Consider the following 22,021-nt stretch of genomic DNA (forward strand, 5'->3'; position numbering starts at 1 on the left):
GTCACGGCGCAGCGCGACGGCAACAGGTGATCACTTCGGCGTCAGCTCCACCGTCACGCGCCGGTTCGGCGCCAGGCAGGTTTGCAGCGCAGCACCGGTCTTGCCCGTACACGCTTCTTCCGGAACAACGAGGTCGGCTTCGCCCGCACCGACGATTTCGACGTCGTCCACCTTCAAGCCTTTCGAGATCAGGTAATCGCGCACCGCCTCCGCACGCCGGCGCGACAGGTCGAGGTTGTACTCCTCGGTGCCGATCGGGTCGGTATAGCCCGTCACGGTGAGCTTGCCGTACTCCTTGCCGTTCGTGCTCTGGATCAGCTGGTCGAGCGCCGCCTTGCCGTCCGACGTCAGCGCGGTCTGGTCAAAGCCGAACAGCATGTCCGCGCTCAACTCCGCCGCGATCGGGATCGGGCAGGTCCCTGGCGTGCTCGGCGGCGTCGTCGTGCAACCGCCCAGCATGCAGTCGCCATTCGGCGGCGGATCGGTGGTGACCGGCGGGTCGCCCGGATCGCTCGGATTGCCGTTGTTGCCGGGGCCGGGCGACGACACCGGATTGTCCGGCTCGATCGCATCGGACTGCATCTGCATCGTCACATGCGTGACCACGGGCACCCAGCCTTGGTTGATCATCGCCGTGCGTACCGCATCGCCGCCGGTGTCCTGCCATTTCAGGTAGGCCTTGTAGATGCTCGACACGATCGGCACGGCCGGTTCCACGCCGTAGGTGATGCGCAGCTTGATCAGGTTGGCGTCCTGCCAGCTCTGGCCCGACGTCGGCCCCATCTTGTTCTGCTTCAGGCCCAGGCTGCGGTTGGAAATGACCCGCTTGCCCTGCGTTTTCAGCAAGGCCTGCAATGCCGGGTCATTAAAGTCCTGGAACGCTTCCTTGGTGGGGTTGAGCATTTCGATGCGGTAACGATTGGGACGTTCGGGGTCCTCCAGAGCTTTCTCGACTTTGACCAATGCATCTGCCAGCTCGGCGGGAGTCTCGCCGCCGCCGAACATCGGTATCAACCCTTCCTTGAAGGCGCTACCGATGGCAGTCATCTTGGCATTGCCCACGCTGCCCGCGCGGGCGGCCAGGAAGCCGGCATGGTCGAGCGTGTTCTTGGCGAAGAACAGCTGGCTGTACTGCACCGAGCCGAGGCCGAGCATGGTCAGCAGCGGCCCCACCACCGCCAGTTCGACGACGGCCGCGCCGCGCTGGCGCATCGGCGGCTTGCGCAGCGGTGCCCCCACCGGCGCCGGCGCAGGAACTGGCGATACCGGGCTGGCGAACCACAGCGGATGCTGCAGCCTGTCGCCCGGACGGATGCCCAGGCGTGCGATGCTGCCTTCCGCCAGTTCCAGCGTATGCATGGCGCGCACATGGCGCCGCCCGTCCGCGGCGCGGCCGGTATTGCTGACGCTTGCGCGCCAAGGCCGCAGGCCGGGCACGCACTTGAGCACCGTGCCCTGGCGGTCCAGGTACAGCACGTCGATGGTGAAGCGCATGAAGGCGGTATGCACGCTGGGGCAATCGGCCAGCAGCAGGCCGGCGTCGGGCGCCAGGCCGGGGCGCAGCATCAGGCCGCGGAAACGGCCGAAGAAGCCGGCGGCGCGGCGCACCGCCAGCGGGTGGCTGCCGCTGCCGGTCAGCATGTGGGCGCCGGCGGATGGCGCTTCCGGCGCCTTCGAGACTGGTATCGTCATGGGTATGGGTTCGCAGTGAGGTTCGTCAGACACCGGGGTGCATGAATTTCATTACGATCGGGAAGAACAGCACGATGAACGTGCACGGGAAAATGAAGGCGATCAGCGGGAACAGCATCTTCACCGGCGCTTCCATCGCCAGCTTCTCGGCGCGGGCGAAGCGTTCGGTGCGGCGCTGGTCCGCCTGGGCGCGCAGCACGGGCCCGAGGTTCATGCCCATGCGCTCGGCCTGGATCACCGCCGTGATGAAGTGCGTCACGTTCGGTTCGTTCAGCCGGTCGGCCATGGCACGCATTGCATCGGCGCGTGCCTTGCCGGCGCGGATGTCGCGCAGCACCCGCTGGATCTCGGCGCGCAGCACGCCCTTCGGGCCCTTGGCCACCGCCTGGTTCAGCGCGCCCTGCAGGTTCAGGCCCGCTTCGACGCACAGCGTGATGATGTCGAGATAGAACGGCAGCGTCTTCAGCAGCTCGCTGCGGCGCGCCTTCATCAGGTCGCGCAGCCAGAAGGACGGGTAGAAAAAGCCCAGCAGGGCACCACCGCCCATGACCTGCGCATACAGCGTCAGCGGGAAGCCCGCCTCGCCGTCGCGCGCGGTATCGAAGGTGTCGATGCCCCACCAGCACAGCAGGGCCACCAGCGACGCGCCGATCACGCGCGCGGCAACCATCTGCGGCGGCGTGACGGTATAGTCGAGCCCCGCCTGCCGCAGCTGGGCGAGAATCAGCCCGTGGCGGCGCGCCGACATCAATGGCTCGATGAAGTAGCTGATCCAGTGGATCGGATACCACACCAGCCGGAAGCCCAGCGGCGGCGCGTCCTTGTACGAGCGGTCCTCGGCCGGCACTTCCGCCACCGCCCTGCTGAGCAGCCAGGCCACCAGCGCGACCGACAGGCCGGCGGCCACGGCCACCAGCGCGATCAGCGCGTTGCCATGTTCGAGCAGCAGCGTATCCATGTTTCTTCCTTTCGCATCAAACGTCGATGGCGATGATCTTGCGGATCACGTACACGCCCATCGCTTCCAGCACGGCCATCACGGCCAGCACGGCCCAGCCGACCCGCGTATGCCACAGCATGTCCATCGCGGCCGGCTCCATCTTCCCCAGCACGATCGCCAACGCCACGGGCAGCAGGCCCACCACCCAGGCCTGCAGCTTGCCCTGCGCGGTCAGCGCGCGGATCTTGCCTTCCATTTGCAGCCGGCTGCGGATGGTGCCGGCGGTGCGTTCCAGCGTTTCGGCCAGTCCGCCGCCCGTTTCCGCGGCGATGCGCATCGCCGATACCACGAGGATCGTGGTCTGGGTCGGCATGCGGTGCGCCAGGTTGTTCAAACTTTGCTCGAGCGTTACGCCGATGCGCTGCTCGCGCAGCATCAGCGAGAATTCCTGGCCCAGCGGTGCCGGCGCTTCCTGCACCAGCTGCACCAGCGCCGAGCCGAAGCCCGCGCCGGCGCGCATGCCGCCGGCCAGCATCATCAGCGCATCGGGCAACTGCTCCTCGAAGTTGCGCAGGCGGCGGGCGCGCAATTGCGCGTACAGCACGCGCGGCGCGAACGTCAGCGCGGCCGCCGTCGCGCCGGCGATCAGGCCGCTGCCGGTGACCAGGTACGCAACCAGGGCGCCGACGACGATGGCGGCCATGTTCAGCACGAACAGCTGGCGCGGGTCGATGAACAGGAAGAACTCGCGCACCTGGAAACGGGCCCGCTCGGTGAAGTCCGAGCGGTAGCGCTTCATCGAACCGGTACCGACGTCGATCGCCAGCCAGGTCAGCATGCCGGCGGCCAGCGCGATGACCACGCTGATGCCGGCGATCATGGCCGTATCGTTCATTACGAAGACCTCCTGCGGTCGACGCCCGTGCGCGGACGCCATTCGCGGCGCTCCACATCCTCGTAGCCGGGCGGCAGCGTGGGCTTGAAGATCCCCATGTCGAGGTCGTTGCCGACGGCGCGCAGTTCCTCGTAGAAGTTCGGCACCATGTCGCAGCCCGTGTAGTAGCCCTGGACGCGCTTGACGCCCTGTCCGTCCGGATCGCCGTAGCCCTGGCTGACGAACTTGAACAGTTCCTGCAGCTGCACCTTGCCGCTCTCCATGCCCGTCAGCTCGGTGATGTTGGTGACCTTGCGCGAACCGCAGGCGAAACGGGTCTGCTGCACCACCACGTCGACGGCCGACGCGATCTGCTCGCGGATCGCCGTCAGCGGCAGGTCCATGCCCGCCATCAGCACCATCGTCTCGAGCCTCGCCAGGCCGTCGCGCGGCGTGTTCGCGTGCAGCGTGGTCAGCGAACCTTCGTGGCCGGTGTTCATGGCCTGCAGCATGTCCAGCGCCTCCGCGCCGCGACACTCGCCGACGACGATGCGGTCCGGGCGCATCCGCAGCGTGTTCTTCACGAGATCGCGGATCGGCACGCCGCCCTTGCCTTCCGCATTGGCCGGGCGCGATTCCAGGCTGATCAGGTGTTCGTGGTGCAGCTTCAGTTCCGCCGCATCCTCCACGGTGATGATCCGTTCGCCCGGCGGAATGAAGTTCGACAGGATGTTGAGCAGCGTGGTCTTGCCGGAGCCGGTACCGCCGGAAACGATGATGTTCTTGCGCGATTCCACGCAGATCTGCAGGAAAGCGGCCATGTCCGGGCTGATCGCGCCGAAGTCCACCAGATCTTGGGATGTGAGGCGGCGCGCGGCGAATTTCCGGATCGTCAGCGCGGGCCCCTTCAGGGCCAGCGGCGCGATGATCGCGTTGACGCGCGAGCCATCCTTCAGCCGCGCATCGACCATCGGCGACGATTCGTCGATGCGCCGGCCCAGCGGCGCCACGATGCGTTCGATGACGCCGAGCACCGCGCGATCGCCGGTAAACGTGAGCGGGTGGCGCATCAGGCGGCCGGATCGTTCGATATAGATCTCGTCATGGCGGTTGACCATGATCTCGCTGACCGTGGGATCGGCCAGCAGTTCTTCCAGCGGGCCCAGGCCGACCGCCTCGTCGAGCACCTGCCGGCTCAGCACCTCGCGGTCCAGTTCGCGCGGCAGGTCCGCCTCCATGTCCTTCATGATGCCGCGGATCACGGTGGCGCTTTCGGTGCGCAGCTGGTCGTCGGTCATGCTCGACACGTCGTGCCGCCGCAGGTCCATCGTATCGAGCAGCTTGGCATGGATGCGCTTGCGCCATTCGAACTCCAGCTCCTTGCGGCGGGGATCGACCCCCGGTACCAGGGCGAAGCCCGTGGCGGCTGCGGCTGCGGGGGCGGCCGCGGCGTTCGTTCCCGCGGCCGGCGCAGCCTGCGGTGCGGCCTGCGCCGCCATGGCGGCCTTGGCGGCCTGTTCGGCGAGGTAGCGCGAATTTTCCAGTTCGTCGGTGGCCTGGCGATTGCGCGCCTTGGCCGAATTCGACCGCGAACCGGGAGCCGCCGCCTGCACCAGTGGCGCCTCGGGCATGCTGTTGAGCACGCGCAGCTTGAACGAAGCGATGCTGATCACGTCGCTCGGTGCCAGCGGGCCGAACTGCGAGTCGATGCGTTCGCCATTGACCGTCAGCCCGATGTACGAGCCGAGGTCCTGGACGATGACGCCGGCCGGCGTGCGGTACAGCCGCGCATGCTCCTTCGCCACGCGCCAGCTTTCCAGCCTGACATCCGTGTCCGCCGCCTTGCCGATGATCGCCTCGTCCGGCACCTCGATGATGCGGGGGGTGCCGTCGTTGTTGATGATTTCGATGTCGAGCATGGGGCCTCCTATTGCGCGCCCGGCGTGGCGGCCGGGGCAGGTGCGGGCGCAGGCGCGTCCACTGGTGCGAACAATTTGCCGGCATCGGTATTCGGCTGGATCGGCTCCTTCAGGAACGGCTCCGCGCCCATGTGCTCGCTGAGCTTCTCCTTGGCGCGTTCCACCCGCTCCACCAGGCCCGGCGCGCGCGTGTCCACCACGGTCGGCGTGACGAACACGACCAGTTCGGTTTCGCGGTTCTGGTAGCGCTTGGAACGGAACAGCGCTCCGAGCACGGGAATGTTGCCCAGCAGCGGAACCTGGTCGATATCCTTGCCGGTGGTCCGCTGCAGCAGGCCGGACAGCACGATCGTCTCGCCGCTGCGCACATTGAATTCGGTCTGGGTACGGCGCGTCAGCAGCGCCGGGCCGCCGATGCCGCTGTTGACGGACGTATCGAGGGAACTGACCTCGGAATCGATCATCGCGCGGATCACGCCGTTGCGGCCCACCTTCGGCTCGATGTCGAGCTTGATCCCGTACGGCTTGAAGAAGATCGAGGTGCCATTGTCGTTCGACACGGCGTAAGGGAACTCCCCGCCAGCCAGGAAGCTCGACTTGCCGCCGCTGCGCGTGGAAAGTTGCGGCTCCGCCAAAATCGCGGCGGTGCCGTTTTGCTCCAAGGCGTTCAGCTGCGCGTTCAAGCCCGCGTTCACCGCGCTCATGATCGACAGGGAGCCCGGCAGCGTCACGCCCTGCGACTTGTCGATATTGCCGATCGGCGGCTGCTGGTTGGTAGGCGACGTGATGTCGATCTGCCGCCCGCCGTTATAACCCCGGTTGATCGGCGCCCAGATGGCGCCGATGGCGCCGCCGCCGGTGGGATTCCACTTCAAGCCCAGCTCGCGCAATTCGTTTCGCGGAAACTCGACAACTTTCACATCCATCAGCACCGTCTGCTCCCAGCCGATCGGGCTGGTGAAATTGACGATCTGCGGATAGCGTTTGGCCAGCTCGGCCACCTTTTCACGGTCGATATCGGACAATTCCTCGCCTTCGACGATCACCTTGTCACCCACCACCGACGCGGTGGCATTGGGGATATGGCGAAGGAACGACGCCACTTCGCGGGTGACGCGCGGCGTTTCGCCCGGCACGATGGTGACCTTGATGCGCTGGTAGCGGCCATCCTCGTTCCACACGAACAGCGACGACACGCCGATGCCGTTGCCGAAGACGATCGTTTCCTTGCCATCGAGCGCGCTGGCGCTGAGGATATTGCCGTTGCCGACGGCGATCCGGGCCACGCCCGGCGTGGGGAAGACGCGCGACTCGCCGACGAACAGCTCAATCTCCGGTACGGGCACGGCGTCGCCGCCTGCGTTGATGGGCGCGTAGGGCTCGACGATTTTCGGTGCGGCGCGGCGGACCTTGGCGGTGCCCGATTCGGTGATGGGGTTGCGGCTGGCGTTGGGCGACAATGCCGGCGCCTGCGGCGCTGGTGCTGGCGCCGCTGCGGCCAGTTTCGTCGCTGCCGGAGCTGCGACTGCCGGCACTGCCGCGGGTGCGGTGCGATTGCCCGCGGGAGCGGCCGGCGCGGCCTGCGCGGCGGCCGGAGCCGCCGCGGGCTTCTGCGGCTCGGCCGCATGGATGGACGCGGTGGCCAGTGCCGCGACGATCGACAGCGACAGGGTCGCGAGTCGGGGTGACAGGGTATTGTGCTTCTGGTTCATCTGGCTCATGTTCAAGAATGGTAAAGGCGGCAAGCCGCGCGGCGGCATGCGTCAGCGCATTCCAATGGTGGTGGTGATGGTTCCGGCGGCATCGGTACTGGCGGGTTGCGCCGGCTGGCTGACCGGCGTCGCGCCCGCTTCGCCCGGGTTGACGATCGCCCGGCCGCCGGTACGGCGCAGGTACAGCGCCTCGGGCGGTACCTTGCTGTTGCCATAGATGACCGGCACGGCGCGGCGCGCCTGGCCGCCGCCGCCAGGCGCCTTGGGCTTGGTCTGCATGCCCAGCAGCGAAGCCAGGTCGTTGACTTCGGCGCCGATCGGCTGCTCGTCCTCCGGATTGCGCAGCAGGGCGGTGAGCTTGCCGAGCTCGCGCGCAACGATCAGGTTCTGCGCCTGCGTCGGCGAGGTATCGATGGTCACCGTCGTGTACTGGTGCTTGTCGCCCGCGGCATCGTCGACCTGACGCTGGCCGGTGGCCAGCACGTGCACGCGCTGCAGCAGCGGGAACGTGAGCTTCTTGCCGTTCTGGTCGACGGTGGCGATCAGGTCGATCATGTCGCCCGGTTCGAGCAGGCCGGAAATGGAGTTGATTTCGTCGACCGGCACCGTCATGGCGCGGCGCCCGGCTTCCACGCGGGCCGAGAACGTGGGCGCCTTTTGCGTTTCCATCAGGCCCCACAGGATCATTTCGCCGGCCTTCACCGGGTAGGCCAGCGCCTGCCCGTCGACGCGTGGAAAGTCGTCGGGCGTCACCGCCACCGAGTGGCTGAACTCGTTGGGCACGTTGCGGATGGCGACGTTGGTGTTGTCCAGCTTGACGCCGCGGGCGATGTCGACCTTGGCCACCACGACCTGCGTGGTCTTGCCCTTGGCGCGGGCTTCGATCGCCTCGACGCGGGTGTTCAGGTAACGCGAGGCGGCAAACGCGGCCAGGCCGCCAATGGCAAGCGCGACGCCCAGGATGATCCAGGTTTTGCCGGGCCGGAAGTGGCGCAGCTCTTTGAGGCGGTCCAGTTTCATGATGTTCAGTTCGGTAAAGAGATGGCGTGGCTGATCTTCCGATAGCCTTTTGCAAATTCGTCCAGCACGATTTGCAGCGTCGTGCGAGCACTGTCCGGGCTGGCGGCGTCGCCGCCGATGGGCACGAACAGCGCGAAGGCCAGCGCGGCGCTGACGACGACGTACTCGATGGAGGTGTGGCCTGTTTGTCGGAGTTTCATTTGAACGAGTCGATCGAAGTAATGGTGTTGAGGACGATGGATACCCGGTTGTCCGGCATGCGGCTGATGACGGCGATGGCTTCGCGGCCCTTGCCGCGGAAAGACAGCGTGCGGCCGTTGGCAGCGCCGCGCGGCAACCCCGCCAGGGCTGCGCCGCCGGCTTCGGCCGAGCGGGCGTCACTTTCCAGCTCCAGGCCTTCGGCGCCCAGCATGCGTTTCACGCGCTCGGCATTGGCTTCTTCGCTGTAGGTGTTGACCAGGACGAAGAAGGTCGAGTTGCGGCCGGCGTCGTTGGAGGTCATCGCATTGAGCAGTTTCGTGCCCGATGGCATGGCCGCGACGATTTTCTCGTTGGCGGCGCGCGTGGCGGCATAGTTCGCCGCGGCACCGCGCAGGTCCGTCACCGCCACGATGCCTTGCGTACCGCTGCCGCTCGGGCTCAACTGGATCGTGATGTAGTGCGACGTGCCGCTGGCGCGTCCAAGCACCAGGCGGCCCTTCACCTTGTTTTCCACCAGGGGCCGCGGCAGATGATCGCGGAACCACGCCGCCGTGCGTTCAGGCGAGCTGTCCGCGGTGAAGCCACGCAGGCGCATGGGCATGCCGTTTACGCCCAGCTGTTCGCCGATGGGATACGGCTGGGCATCCGTTGGCAGGGGCACTTCCGGCCACGGTTCCGCCTTTGCGGAGGCCCAAGTACCGGTGCACAGCGCGAACATTGTGGCAAATGCGAAGACCAAGCACCGGCAACGCCATGCGCCGATGGCGGCGAGTATCGATGCGAACTTCATTGCTTGCGGTCCGCAGGTAGCTCGTCGCGCCAGAACTCGAGTTCGCCGAGATGCGGTTTCTTAATGCCAGGAAGTTCAACAATACTAACTGCAGCATCTGTTGCGATTTTTGCGTCTTTCAGAATCCTGCCGGGAAACAGCACCGGCTGATCAATGCGATTTTCCACTTGTACAGGACCGGTCGCCGTCCACGAATCAGGCAACACGGCCGAGTGGCGCGACACTGTCAGGTTGATGTTCTTAAAGCCTTCATAGGTGGAAGCAAAGCCGGGACCGATATCCTGCAGGTTGGCCAGCTTGACATGAACGTTCGCACGGTAGATACCCGATTTCAGGTCCAGCTGGTTGGCGGTCTTGAACGGCACGGGCATATTGAACGGCTTGTCGTCGTCCGCCCCGGTGATGCCGTCGGCGTGATTGGTTTTGTTCGCAGCGCCAAAACTGACGCTGACGTCGGAGAACTTGCTGATCAGCGCATTGCCCTGGGGATCGACCCACATCAGGTTCTGGTTGGCCTTGAAGTCGCCCGCTTCGTCATTGGTCTTGATGGGCGCGTCGGAATTGCTGTAGAAGCGGCGGCGTACCTCCTGCTCGAGCTGCGCGCGCGGCTTGAAGGCACTCATTCCCGCGTTGTTGGCCATCGCGTCGAACGCCACGTAGCGGCTTGCCATCGCGGTGGCATGGCTGATGCTCTGGTATTTGCCGATCAGCGGAATCAGCAAAAACAAGGGCACCAGTACCAGGGCGATGACGATGAACTCGGTGAGTGCCTGCCCGCCTGAATGCCGCAGGCCGTGCGGGACGAAGCGAGTGCGCGTCATTGGTCCCCCTTGTCGGCATTGACCGCGAAACCTCCACTGGCGTACGGTGCGAATACGTTATTGCCCACCATCGTGTCCAGGCTGGCGTCGACTGCCTTCAGTTCGAAGCCCTTCGGTGTACTGCTTTCCAGCAGCAGGCCGCCAAAGCCGTCGTTGTCCATAGCGCGCAGCGGCAGGAACGAACCGCCGATGGCGTAGCACAGCGTTGTCTGCTTGCCTCCCATAGTTTGCGTCCAGCTGTTGCAGCGTACACCGTGGATGGTTCGCTGCTGTCCCCGCACGGGAGCCAAGCCGGCGACTTTCTGCATCGACGCGGCGAATGCCGGGTTGCTTGCCATCTGCTTTATCAAGTCCGCAGGCGGCTTCGTGGTACTGCGCGGGGTAGGTGCGGCATCAGCGTGCCCACTGGTGTCGCACTCGCCGGAGGCGGTTTTCCTCACCAAGTCGATCTGGCACACGCCTTTGGATGACGCCAGCAGCGCCCTCTGATAAGGCTTGGACAACAGGCTGCAATCGCTGTTGTTGACAATATGCGTGGTGCCGCTGGTGTAGGTAATCAGGCGGTTGGCCGTGGTGTAGCGGTCTTCACGGGCAATGAGTACCCAGTCGGGCCATGCCGTGGGCGGACGCAATGTGACGCCGCTGTCCGCCAGCGACTTCATGCATGACTGGACACCCTGCTTCAATTCGGCCAGTGCCTTGGCGTTGCCTCCCTCGCCGCCGAAGTAGCCTTGCAGCCGGGCGCGATGCACCTTCACGGCTGCGCCACCGCTATAGGTGGCATGAGGCGCTACCGCTTTCAACACTGCGGTCTCGTATTCGGTGGTTGCGTGCGCCGGCCCCCAGTACAGGGCCAGCGGAATGCCGATTGTGACGGCCGCCGTCGCAAGTCGCGTTGTCTTCATGGTTGGCATCATGGATTTTGCAAGGCAAGCGCCGCGGCCTTGACGGCAGCGGAATTGCCGATCAGGTGCGCTTGCCAATAGGGGTTGAACAGGCTGGCCAATTCGGTTTTTCCATCGGTACGAGCGATCGGGCGCTCGAAAAATACTTCGGAACTGGAGACGGCGGCCATCACGTCCTTCGCCTCGGCACCGTCGAAGATCGCCATCTGGCCGGTCGGCTTGACCAGCGACGTACCCGACGACGTGCGCAAGTCGGCGCTGCCGCGCGTGAGGCGTATAGAGAACTTCAGGCGCACTTCCCGCTTGTCCTGATTGGAATGATTCGGCTTGTAGCCCAGCGCTGCCGTCGACAGCTCGTAGAAACTGGGCACACCGCTGTAGTACCAGTCGCCGCCGTTTTTCTTCGCGGATTGCTTGCCGTTGCCGAGCGCATAAGAGCGAATGGTCTTGCACTTCAGCTTTGGTATCCAGCCTGAAAGATCCCACTTCTTCTGTACCGCTGACAGGCTTGCCTTGTCATCTGCAATCCAGCTGTCGAAATTCTGCAACTTTGTATTCGAGTCGTGGCGTGCCGTGCCCATTGGGACAAACTCATTGCATCCCAAGCCCAAGGGATCGGGTGTCTTTTCCACCCAGCCCCGCTTCTCGACAAAATCGTCGCCGTACGCAGCAGCGACCTCAACTTCCTTGAATCGTGTGCGTTCGCTGCCGGAATAGCGCTTGATGATGGGGCCGCCGTCGAACAGCAGGTAGTTGTCCTGCAGAAGTGGCTCCACCTTGACCGGACCAAGCCCTGCATAGTTCGCGTCGGCGACTTGCTCCATCAGCTTCTTGCGCGCGGGCAGGAAGGCCACGAACGCCGCATCCTGCGCTGCCTGCAGCGCGAGCTTGGAAGCCTCGGTTCCGGCCACGACAGCCTGTGCGATGGGGTCGACAATTTCCCTGACTGGCGTGATGACGAAATCGCCATAGGCCAACACGCTGCAGACTCCAAAGTACTCGATAAGCCCCAGCCAGCCTGGGACCGAGTAGATGTATGGGGGATAGCAGTTCAGCGGAGCAACACGCTGGCTGTGCTGTTCAACGTATTCAAGCCATGACGATACGCTGACCATCTGAGCGATGGTCACCTCATTGGCGATCATCGCCCGATTGGTATACGCATCGAAATTCAACGCCCGCGCATGCATCACCGCGGCGCTGTACGCCACCGCGTCCGCAGTATTGACCAGCTTGGTCTTTTCAGCGCTGAGCTGCCCGGTGTTGAACATGAAAAACATCCCCGCCAGCCCGGCGACCAGTACGAACAAACCGAATATCAGCGCCTGGCCGCGTTGGCGGGCCAGCTGCGGAAATGCGCGGATGTTTGGACGGATGGCGGGCATGGCAGTGGGGAACAACGATTATTGCTTGCCGGTGGTCGACTGGTCGCCGAACGTCGACAGCGAGTTCTTGCTTGCATCTTTCGCGGCGGTAGCGGCCTTGCCGGCGGCGGTACCAGCCTGGGTGATCGCAGCAGTACCGTTGGTACCGGAAACCTCTTGGGCGATACCGGCCATCTGGTTACGGACGGTAGCACCGAACAGCTGGGTGACAGCGATGGCTGCCACAGCGATCAGGGCAACGATGATGATGTACTCGGTCATGCCCTGACCTTTTTGTTTGCGAAGTGCAGATTGTTTTGCAGCGAGTTTGTGCGAAATCATGGTGTTTCCCCAAAAGTGTCGAAAGAGACGGCACTTTAATCGATGAAACAGGCTTGAAATCTCGCAAAATGTCACAGTTGAAAAAATATAAAAAAATACATGGATTTTGGACTTTTGGTATCCACAAGTTGCTAATCTTGTGCTACCCTCCGACCCGGAAAAATTACAGCAACTCGTATTTTTCCAATTGGAAACAATGACTTATGGAAAAAATCGTCGACTCTTCATTACTGTTCTTTCGTGAGCAGCGAAATCCCCCGCGCGGACCTGTCCAGACAACTTATGTCACTTGCATAAACGGAGTGTTAATTCCCGGACACAATGATTGCTGACTGCGAATTTGCACTTTTCTCTCTTGAATATTCCGCTGTCCTACCAGCGGTGCTCCCCTTCTCCACATGACTCGTAGTACACGCCAGCGATCGGCAATGTGCCGCTCTCGCAATGCATGGCGTTGCAAGACATTGACCGACCGCGCGCTTTCAGAGTTGTGCAACGGCCTCACCGACAACTTGCCTGCTCGTGAAGAGATCGACCTGGAACATGGCCACTGCCTGTTTGCTGCGCAGTTGCATCGCTAACAATGCTTGCGTTACCGTTGGGCAGTCGAGACAGTCGAGGCCATGCAGCTTCGCCGCGAATTCGGTTAGTTGCATTTATATCGTGTGGACCGATGCAGTTCAGCTGTACGCATCGACCTGGAGATGTAGCCGCAGGGTACTCGTGGCGCCAGGGCGTCGCCTGATGCCGATGCCGTGTCGCCCATCGCAAGCCGGGTGAAACATTGAGCGTCAATATGTGCTTCAGAAGCACGACTACGAAAAGCAATCAGGCAGTGGCCATCTGGACCGGCAGGCACACCAGGTAATGGCGACTTGGCCCCTGCCCCAATTTGCGCTAACTTGATCCCGGTCGAATCATCCTCGCCCTTCTCCGGCAAGCAAGCCAACGAGCAAGGCAATTCCGCTCACTGCGCCCCGGTGGCCTGGTAAGCGCAGTTATACGAAATTCGCTTGCTTTCCGGATCGCCAGTCAGGCCTTCACCTTTGAATACCGCGAGCTGGTATTTGGGCGCGGCGAACATCTCAAGAACGCTCGGGTCGGGCGGAAGCGATGTCGGCGTCAAGCCTGATTGCTCGCGTTGAACGAATTCGACCAGCGGCCTGGAGTCCGCGCGGCACAGGGTGCCCATCGACATGAGCACGCCGAAGGCTGCTCCGACTTTCACATTTTCGATGCAGAGCTCACCCGCCTGGACACGGTCCACAGCAACGAACGGGCCGTCGTCGCCCTTTTTCGCGGCATGCGCCTTCAACACGCGCGACGCTTTAGAAAACGTCTCGTTATCGGCCTGCACGGTACAGGTAACAACGTGGGCGATGGTAATTTCCTCCTCGGCCATGGCGCCGGCCGTCGGTGCGGCCAACAAGCATGCCAATGCCATGCCCAATGGAGTGCGGGGCTTTACGCCTGGTACCTTGTCACGCACTGCGCCCAATTGTTTTTTATTTATCATGCTTATGTCGACCTTTATTTTCTGAAGCGTACAAGACTGCGCTCTTGCTCGATTAATGTGAATTCAATGCCTGCAACTCCGCTCTCATGCATCATTGACGAGAGCAGTCCGAAAATATCTGCCTCGATCTTTCGCCGGGTTCGACGCGATAACCCTGTTAAACGAACTGAAGCAGTCAATATCGATTGCAGTCCGTCGGTGCCCACTGGCGGAAAACAGTCTCACAAAACAGGTGCATCCAGCCCCCGGCAACAGAAACTACTCTACGCATTTCGGCAACGAGTCATACCCCCTTGCAGGAACCCGCCGCAATTCCGCCGCATCGGGAATCCAGCTCCTTCCCTCATCCTTTGTTTCAACCTTCCAGCGAAGTGTATTCCTGTCAACGCGTAATGTCGCCGTGCCGGTCCCGCCCCAGGCGCTGCGATACCGCACTGACGCCATGCTGCCGCTTGCATTTCCCTCCATGGACATCTCGAAATCATCGCTCCCGTCGACGCGATTGTGCAACTGGGCAGTGGCCAGGTGGGCAATGCAGACACGGTCGCCATCCACCTGGATCGCAAGCATGAATACATCGCGTTCGCCTTTCTTGCATCTTTCCTCGTAAACGCCCGTTGCATGGGCGCAGGAATGCTCGATTTTCCAATAGCCGACGATCGGACTGGCACTGGCGATTCTGGCCTGGAGCTCGGCAATGCGCGCGTAGTATGTGCGCTGAATGCATTCGTCATCCTCGCATGCATCCCTGATTCGCAGCCACGCAAGTTGCATAGCTTTCTCCGCTCTCCTGTCGCCGGTGGCCGCAAGGAAGCTGGCATAAACCGCAGCAAGCTCGTCGTCACGCTTTGTCAGGTCGCTGTCGGCGCACACCCGGGCTTCCAACCTGCCCCGGGCCAGTTTGCAATCGAAGCTTGCCGCGTTGGCAGCCGTGCCAACCACACCGATCAGTAGCATCAAAATGCGCTGTAATAACATCGATATATCCGGTCCAATTAAAAGAGGCGAGTGCCCTGCGAATATCCGCGTGATCCTGGCAGCAGTTATACATTCGGTAGCTGACACAATTTGTATGTATCGGCAATTATATCGTCGATAAATCGACAGCATTAGTCTATTGCTCGCGCAAGCGTATCCGAAATCGCCCTGTCGTATCCGCGGAATGCCGCCTAAGGGCCCACGGGCAGCCAGCAATCACCCGAGAGGAAGAAAAAACCAGTTCGTGACAATTCGTGAGTTTTTAACGGAAAAACGATAGTAAAATCCTACGAAATTTTTTCCTCGCGATATGCCGGCTGTTATCCGTAGTGTAATTTCTAAAAAGAAATTTAAATCGATGCCTGAATCGGGTGACCCGGCGAGAGGCAAGACTGCATGGGATCGCGCGGCTGCTTTTCACGGTATTTGAACTGCGTTTCGGTGAAGACGGTGGCGGTCGCGATGCGATCCACATGCCGATGTTGACGATCCCCACGGCCGTTCGCGTATCGGTGCGATATTGCCCGCCGACGAGCCGGTTGCGGCCGGCGACATCGGCCGCAGCGGGCCATGGCAATGGTGTAGCCAATTCCGGAATTGGCGCTTTCGTACCGGAAAAGCGCGCAGTCCGAAAAACGGTTGCCGTCGGTTCAGGATCCGGCGCGGCGACACCGCTTGAATCAGCACTTATCCGTGTCAGTGGTCATCAATCCGGACTGCAGGAATTCCACAAGTCCGCCGGGAATCGTGGCCTGCCCGCCGCGGATGGCCAATGCCATCGCTTGGCGGAACCCGGCATGCCGCATTAACGAGTTTTAACAGGAGCGCAATTGAACATCTTCACCCGACATCTGAACTCGTTGTTGCCGGCAAGCGCCGGGAGTGCGGCGGCATTGCGAGCCATCCGCAGCACCGGACTGCGCAAGGGGTGGCTGGCCGGCGCGGTGCTGGCCGCGGCTGCGGGCACGGTTGTGGCTTGCCCCGGCGACGCCGGTCCCACCGGCAAATGCGGCGCAAAGGCCGCGCCGTCCGGCCAGAAGTCCGGTGCGGCCAGTGTCGACATCGGCGCCGGCAACCCGATCAATGTCATGACCGGCAACAAGTACCAGCGCGAAGAAGACATGGCCGCGCTGCCGGGGGTGCTGGGACTGGAGATCGTGCGCCACTACAACAGCCTCTACAGCAATAGCGGTGCGATGCCGGGGCTGCTCGGGCGGGGCTGGAAACTGTCCTATGAAACGGCACTGGTGGTCAGCGGCCAGACCTTGCAGGTGTTCCAGGCCGATGGCAGCAGCCTGATGTTCAGCCGCGACCTGGCCAACCCGGCGCGGGCGGTCGGCGCCGATCCCGCCCGGGGCAGCATCGCCATCCGGCGCAGCCGCCAGGGCGGCGACGAATATGTATGGCGCTGGATCGACGGGCGGGAGCTGAGCTTCGACCAGCGCGGCAAGCTGGTGCAGATCAAGGCCGCCACCGGCGAAATCCTCAGCCTGATGTATGACACCAAAGGCCTGCTGGTCAAGGTGACCGACCCGCAGGGGCGCAGCCTGCGGCTGGTGTATCCGGACCGCCGGCAGGCCGCGGGTGCGCGATTCCGTGGCGTGCACGGCATCGACAGCCCGGTGGGCCGCTTCGCGTACGAGCATGACGACGCGGCCGGCGCGGCGCAACGCGCGCGCGTTGCCAACCTGGTGCGCGTGCGCTACCCGGGCGGCGCCGAGAGCCGCCAGTACCATTACGAGGACGCCGCCCATCCCTCCTATCTGACCGGCATCAGCATCGCGGGCGCGGCCGCCGGAAGCCGCCCCGCCACCTGGCGTTACGCCACGTATGCCTACCAGGCGGACGGCAAGGCGGTGTTGTCGACCCATGCCAACGATGTCGACAAGGTCACGCTGCGCTACGACCGCCCCGGCCTGACCACGGTGACCAACAGCCAGGGCGGGCGGACCGTCTACCGCTACGCCACCATGGCCGACGACTATCGGCTGCTGGAAGTGCGCGGCGCCGGCTGCGCGCTGTGCGGGCCGAGCAACCAGCGCTACACCTACGACAAGCTGGGACGCCTGACCGGGGTGGCGCAGCTCGACGCGCAAGGCATACCGCTGCAGCAGGCACAGACCGAGCTCGATCGTTATGGACGGGTACTGCGGCACAGCCTGGTCACCTACCGCGGCGGACGCCCGGGCGCGGCGCAGCTGCAGGCGCGCTACGAATACGGCAGCGCCACGGCGACGGGACCGACGCTGATCGCGCGCCCCAGCGTGGTTCCGGGCAAGGAAGCGCTGACGCGCATCCTGTACGGGCGCGAGCGCACCGCGCACCTGCCGCTGGCGGTGCGGCAGACCGGTTTCGTACCGGATTATGAAGGCGTGGGCGCCACGGCGGAACTGCGCCGCGCCACCGGCTACCGTTACGATGCGGCCGGCCGCCTGGTCGAGCAGGACGGTCCGCTGCCCAATGCCGACCGCGACGCCAGCCCCGCCAACAGCGACATCAGCGTGACCAGCTACGACAGCCGCACCGGCCTGCCGCTGCGCAATGTCGCGCCGGGCAATGTCGTCAGCGAAGTCATCGAACGGGACCAGGCGCTGCGGCCGGTGCGCATGCGCGTGACCGACGGCCAGCTGGTGCAGACCACCACCACCCGCTACAACTGGCGCGGCCAGCCGCTGGAAATCGACGTCGAAGCGTACTTCAACGATGCCGCCGGCAAACCCGACGCGGCAACGCGCCAGCACCGCGTGCGCAGCTATCGCTATGACGCCATGGGCTTGCTGACCAGTACCACCACTGGCGGCGTGCTGACCACCCACATCCTGTACGACGCGGCTGGCCGGCCCACGCATCGCATCCTGCCGGACGGCAGCCAGATCGTGCTTGCCCACGACAGCGAAGGACGCAAGCAGTCGGAACTGCGTTACGCGGGTGCTACCGCGGGCGACCTGCGCAACCGCATCGATTTCCAGTACGACGGGGCCGGCCGGCTGGCCCGGGTCGGCGACAGCCTCGGCGTATTACGCCGCAACAGCTATGACCAGAATGGCCAGCTGGTGGCGAGCAGCAACGCGATGGATATCGCCACCCGTTACGACTACGACGAGCGCGGCATGCTGGCGCAGCGTACCGACGCCGATGGCACCGGCGATGCCGCGCAGATCCGCTTGCGCCGCGATATCCTGCAGCAGACGACCTCGGTCACCGATGCCAATGGGGTCGTGACGGAACGGCGCTACGACGATTTCGGCCGCAAGGTGATGGAAGCGAATGCCGATCGCGGCGTTTCGCTGTACCGGCACGACGCTGCGGGCCGCATGGTGGCGCGCGTGGACCAGACCGGCAGCACGGTACGCTACACCTATGACCACGCCAACCGCCTGCTGGCACTGGGCGTCGGCGCGGAGCCCGCGCTGACGCACTATCGCTACCAGGGAACGCGCCTGGCGGCGGTGCTGGTCACGCGCGACGGCAAGCCGGAAAACGTGATGGAACAAACGCAATTCACCTACGATGCGCTGGGCCAGATCACCGAAGAGCGGCGCTGGCTGGCCAGGGTGGATGCCGGGCAGGCGCGCGGCGCGGCGCTGCGCACTGTTGCGCTGAAGCCGGCTGCCGGACTCGATTTCGTTACCCGCAGCAGCTACGACAGTGCCGGCCGGCTGATCAAGCAGGTGCTGCCGGACGGGCACACGCTGAGTTACCGTTACGCGCCGCAGGGCGCCAAGCTGCAGCAGGTGCTGTTCGACGACCAGGTGGTGGTCGGCGACATCGAGCAGACCATCGTCGGCGGCATGACCGGCTACACGTTCGGCAACGGCATCCGCCAGCAGATGCGGTTCGACGGCCGCGGCCGGATGACGCAGCTGCAGGCGCAGCGCAACGCGCCGGAAACCGCGCGCTGGCTGGACCGGCTGCACGCCTGGTGGGACGACAGCAAGCCGGCCGAGCCGCTGGTATACCGCCAGGACAACCGCTACGATCCAGCGGGACGCCTGGTCGATCTTCGGCGCGCTCACGGCGCTGCGGGCGGATTGCCGGCCGGTGTGCGCCGCGAGCAATTCCAGTACGACGCTGTAAACCGGCTGACGGCGGTGGCAGTGGATGGCGCCGCGCCGCAGCGCTATGAGTACGACCGCGGCGGCAATCGCCTCGGCATCGACAACGGTGCCGGACCGGCGCTGCGGTATTCCTATGCCGCCGGCAGCAACCGGCTGCAGGCGGTATCGGCCGATACCCGCGGCGGGCCGCCGCAATCGGCCTGGCTGTATCACGCCGCAGGCATGCCGCTGGTCCAGCTGGCCAGTGGTGCGAGCGGCCTGCTCAACCAGCGCATCGCCTACAACGGCGGACGGCGGCCAGCGGCGGTGTATGCGGCGAATTCCCGCCCACTGGTGCGCTATGCCTACGGCAGCCTGGGCGAACGCGTCGCCAAAACGGTGTATGGCAGCGACGGCGCCGGACGGACCAGCTACAGCCTGTACCGGGACCAGCGCCTGACCGCGGAAACCGACGCCGACGGCCGCATTACCGCCCACTATATCTATTTGTACGGCAAGCCCGTGGCCAAGGTCGATATCGTGCCCGAACGCAGTGCGATTGCGCGCCTGTGGCACAAGGTCGGCGGTGCCGCCGATGCCGGTACCGTGGCACGGCTGTCGGCGATCCATACGGACCACCTGGGCGTGCCGCAAGCCATGACCGATGCGCGGCAGCGCATCGTCTGGCTGGCGCGCAGCGACGCGTTCGGCGCCGCCACCGTGCTGTATGCTGCCCAGGTCGATGGCCAGCGGGCCAGCATGCCGCTGCGCCTGCCCGGCCAGGTGTACGACGCGGAAACGGGCCTGCACCAGAATTACTACCGCGACTACGATCCGCGTACCGGCCGCTACACGACGCCCGATCCGATGGGGCTGGAAGGCGGGCTCAATCCGTACGCCTATGTGTCGTCTAATCCGCTGGCCAATATCGATCCGCTCGGCCTGTACGAGAGCGATATCCATTACTACACCACGTTCGTGCTGGCGATGGCGGCCGGGCTCAGCCAGGCGGATGCCCGCATGCTGGCGCTGGGCACGCAATATGTCGACGAGAACCCGTTGACGGAGCCGATGCCAAGCGGCGTCAGCCTGGAATCGATGCAGAACAATGCCGAAGCACTGAAGAAATATCACTTCGTGCTGCCCGCCGGCGTCAATGGCGACAACATGATGAATCCGAGCAGCGACCAGTTGAACAACCTGGAGAACGCGGCAGCCACTGCGGCGGCGGCGGGAAACCGCAATGCATGCCTTCAACTCGCCGGAGAATTCCTCCACACGTTCGAGGATACATTCTCGCATCGGGACCCCAACAACGTCTCGTTCGATCCGGTCGTGAATATCAACGTGATACGCTGGGGATTCCTGCACCTGACAGTCGACCAGAAAAACCTGGGGCTCGGCCACGGCATGTTTGCCCACGATCCCGACTATACATACAACCACAAGGGCAATGAGTGGGGCGAATGGACGACGGATAATGGCGGCACGGTCAGATTGTTCCTTCCGCCCCACCCCGTCGACTGGAAAGTCAACGAGACGCGTACGCTGAAGATGGAGGAAGCCACATTCAACAAGCTATTGGCTTACGGTGACCCGTCGAAGGCGAAAAGCTGGTCTGCCATCAGCCCGTTCATGGCGGAATTCAATGCCATCAAGGAGAACGAAACCGATACCCCTAAATTTACGAAGAAGTTGGATAAGCTGGCAGATTTGTTGAAGGCGCTCAAGATCGAGGGTGTCGATCTGAATGGTGCCGATCGTTTCAGCGAATCCGAGGCTGCGGCCAATCGGGAAGCGAATCTGAAGAACCTCAAGCCGGCCGATTACAATGGAATCATTCTGCCCCAACAAGGAAAGAAATAATGAATTCACAGCATCTTATCGGCGTCGCAGCGATCCTGATGATTACAGGATTGCTGCGCGTGAACGCCGAGGAGATTGGGGGCGGACAGCTGGTCTGGCTCTTGCTGAGCGAAGGCGTCAAGCAGCAATTCGTACCGAGTCCGGCGACTAGCGTTTCCCAAGTGCAACCGAAGCCTGCGGTTGTTCAGGCAAGGAAGGATGCTCACAGCTGCGAGGTATTGCAGTGGGATCGTGACAAGTTTAACAAGCCTGTAATGGGTATTTTTCGCCCTGGAAAGTATTGTCTGGACCAGGATTACGAGTTCGATTGCTCCTTTTTTAATCACGGCTGTGCTGGCCAGATGATCGAAATCCGCGCCAGCAATGTCGATCTCGACTTCCGTGGTCATACGCTGCGCATGTCCGGAACCCGGGGTTACATCGGCGTATGGGGATTAGGCCAGAATATCCGCGTCCATAACGGCCGTATCCAGGGCGCCGGCCTGGGCGTAACACTGATGAATCGTGGCGCTTCGCCAGGCAATGCCTATCCCGTACTGGAGGTCAAAACGAAGGATGTCTTCAGCGATACCGGCTTCGTGGTGGAGCACATGCAGTTCAGCGACGTGCTCACGGCAGTCGAAGTCGCTGGCAGCGGCAACAGAATCCGCGACAACGTGATCGATGCTCGACTCGACGCCAAGGCCGCCAGCGGCCTGCCCTTTGCACTGCTCAGCTACGGCCCATCGGCGCGCATCGAGCACAATACTTTCCGCTTGCATGACCTTACGCCAGGCTCGAGCGGCTACGCGATGTATCTGCGTTCTGCCGATGGCACGGTCGTCGAGGGCAATACCGTGCGTGTGGACGACACGCCTACCGGCACCATCGGCGTCGGGCTGAGCAGCAGCAAGAGCGTTGTATTGCGGCGGAACCGGATCGATACGGAAAAATCCGTTGAGCTCGATAGGCGCAGCAGCATGATTCAATGAAGTTGAGTCGTCTGATGAAGGCTTCGATTCGAATGGCGAAGGCCTATACCTTGCCAGCGGCAAAGGTCGATCG

General features: G+C 63.4%; 17 protein-coding genes. 2 read left to right on the forward strand and 15 right to left on the reverse strand.

What is annotated here, in order from left to right; translation table 11 throughout:
* Positions 1-30: 30 nt before the first annotated feature.
* From GJV26_RS28480 to GJV26_RS28550, 15 genes are all read right to left on the reverse strand, one after another.
* Positions 31-1,692: a DUF192 domain-containing protein gene (locus GJV26_RS28480; RefSeq protein WP_155711929.1), complete on the reverse strand. Its 1,662-nt coding sequence runs from the start codon at positions 1,690-1,692 to the stop codon at positions 31-33.
* 25 nt (positions 1,693-1,717) lie between these two features.
* Positions 1,718-2,650 (reverse strand): type II secretion system F family protein, encoded by a 933-nt coding sequence (locus GJV26_RS28485; RefSeq protein ID WP_155711930.1) that lies wholly within the window; start codon positions 2,648-2,650, stop codon positions 1,718-1,720.
* A 16-nt stretch (positions 2,651-2,666) separates the two neighbouring features.
* Entirely contained in the window at positions 2,667-3,527 is an 861-nt protein-coding gene (locus GJV26_RS28490; protein ID WP_155711931.1) for a type II secretion system F family protein, read from the reverse strand.
* Positions 3,527-5,425 carry a TadA family conjugal transfer-associated ATPase gene (locus GJV26_RS28495; RefSeq protein ID WP_155711932.1) on the reverse strand — a complete coding sequence of 633 codons (1,899 nt, stop codon included), beginning with the start codon at positions 5,423-5,425 and terminating at the stop codon, positions 3,527-3,529. The genes GJV26_RS28490 and GJV26_RS28495 overlap by 1 nt, the downstream gene beginning before the upstream one ends.
* An 8-nt stretch (positions 5,426-5,433) precedes the next feature.
* Positions 5,434-7,137 carry a type II and III secretion system protein family protein gene (locus GJV26_RS28500; RefSeq protein ID WP_229419485.1) on the reverse strand — a complete coding sequence of 568 codons (1,704 nt, stop codon included), beginning with the start codon at positions 7,135-7,137 and terminating at the stop codon, positions 5,434-5,436.
* Positions 7,138-7,188: 51 nt separating this feature from the next.
* The gene (gene cpaB / locus GJV26_RS28505) at positions 7,189-8,157 is read right to left on the reverse strand and encodes a Flp pilus assembly protein CpaB (protein ID WP_155711933.1); all 969 of its coding nucleotides are present in this window, start codon (positions 8,155-8,157) and stop codon (positions 7,189-7,191) included.
* A gap of 5 nt (positions 8,158-8,162) precedes the next feature.
* Positions 8,163-8,357, reverse strand: a complete 195-nt coding sequence (locus tag GJV26_RS28510; RefSeq protein WP_155711934.1) for a hypothetical protein — start codon at positions 8,355-8,357, stop codon at positions 8,163-8,165.
* Entirely contained in the window at positions 8,354-9,019 is a 666-nt protein-coding gene (locus tag GJV26_RS28515) for a hypothetical protein (protein ID WP_155711935.1), read from the reverse strand. The genes GJV26_RS28510 and GJV26_RS28515 overlap by 4 nt, the downstream gene beginning before the upstream one ends.
* 125 nt (positions 9,020-9,144) lie before the next feature.
* Entirely contained in the window at positions 9,145-9,969 is an 825-nt protein-coding gene (locus GJV26_RS28520) for a hypothetical protein (RefSeq protein ID WP_155711936.1), read from the reverse strand.
* A complete protein-coding gene (locus GJV26_RS28525; protein WP_155711937.1) occupies positions 9,966-10,886 on the reverse strand; it encodes a hypothetical protein in 921 nt (306 codons plus the stop codon). Before GJV26_RS28525 ends, GJV26_RS28520 begins: the two co-directional genes overlap by 4 nt.
* Positions 10,883-12,274 (reverse strand): TadE/TadG family type IV pilus assembly protein, encoded by a 1,392-nt coding sequence (locus GJV26_RS28530; protein ID WP_155711938.1) that lies wholly within the window; start codon positions 12,272-12,274, stop codon positions 10,883-10,885. The genes GJV26_RS28525 and GJV26_RS28530 overlap by 4 nt, the downstream gene beginning before the upstream one ends.
* Before the next feature lie 3 nt (positions 12,275-12,277).
* Positions 12,278-12,580, reverse strand: a complete 303-nt coding sequence (locus GJV26_RS28535; RefSeq protein ID WP_155711939.1) for a hypothetical protein — start codon at positions 12,578-12,580, stop codon at positions 12,278-12,280.
* Between the two features lie 482 nt (positions 12,581-13,062).
* Positions 13,063-13,236 carry a hypothetical protein gene (locus GJV26_RS28540; protein ID WP_155711940.1) on the reverse strand — a complete coding sequence of 58 codons (174 nt, stop codon included), beginning with the start codon at positions 13,234-13,236 and terminating at the stop codon, positions 13,063-13,065.
* Between the two features lie 311 nt (positions 13,237-13,547).
* Positions 13,548-14,096 (reverse strand): hypothetical protein, encoded by a 549-nt coding sequence (locus tag GJV26_RS28545; protein WP_155711941.1) that lies wholly within the window; start codon positions 14,094-14,096, stop codon positions 13,548-13,550.
* Positions 14,097-14,354: 258 nt separating this feature from the next.
* Positions 14,355-15,074: a lysozyme inhibitor LprI family protein gene (locus GJV26_RS28550; protein ID WP_155711942.1), complete on the reverse strand. Its 720-nt coding sequence runs from the start codon at positions 15,072-15,074 to the stop codon at positions 14,355-14,357.
* Positions 15,075-15,904: 830 nt separating this feature from the next.
* Between GJV26_RS28550 and GJV26_RS28555 the strand changes: the two genes are divergently transcribed.
* Positions 15,905-20,977, forward strand: coding sequence for a DUF6765 family protein (locus GJV26_RS28555; protein WP_155711943.1), 5,073 nt, complete (start codon positions 15,905-15,907; stop codon positions 20,975-20,977).
* Positions 20,977-21,948, forward strand: coding sequence for a right-handed parallel beta-helix repeat-containing protein (locus GJV26_RS28560; RefSeq protein WP_155711944.1), 972 nt, complete (start codon positions 20,977-20,979; stop codon positions 21,946-21,948). Before GJV26_RS28555 ends, GJV26_RS28560 begins: the two co-directional genes overlap by 1 nt.
* Positions 21,949-22,021 lie beyond the last annotated feature (73 nt).

The sequence above is a fragment of the Pseudoduganella dura genome (assembly GCF_009727155.1).
Classification (GTDB): domain Bacteria; phylum Pseudomonadota; class Gammaproteobacteria; order Burkholderiales; family Burkholderiaceae_D; genus Rugamonas; species Rugamonas dura.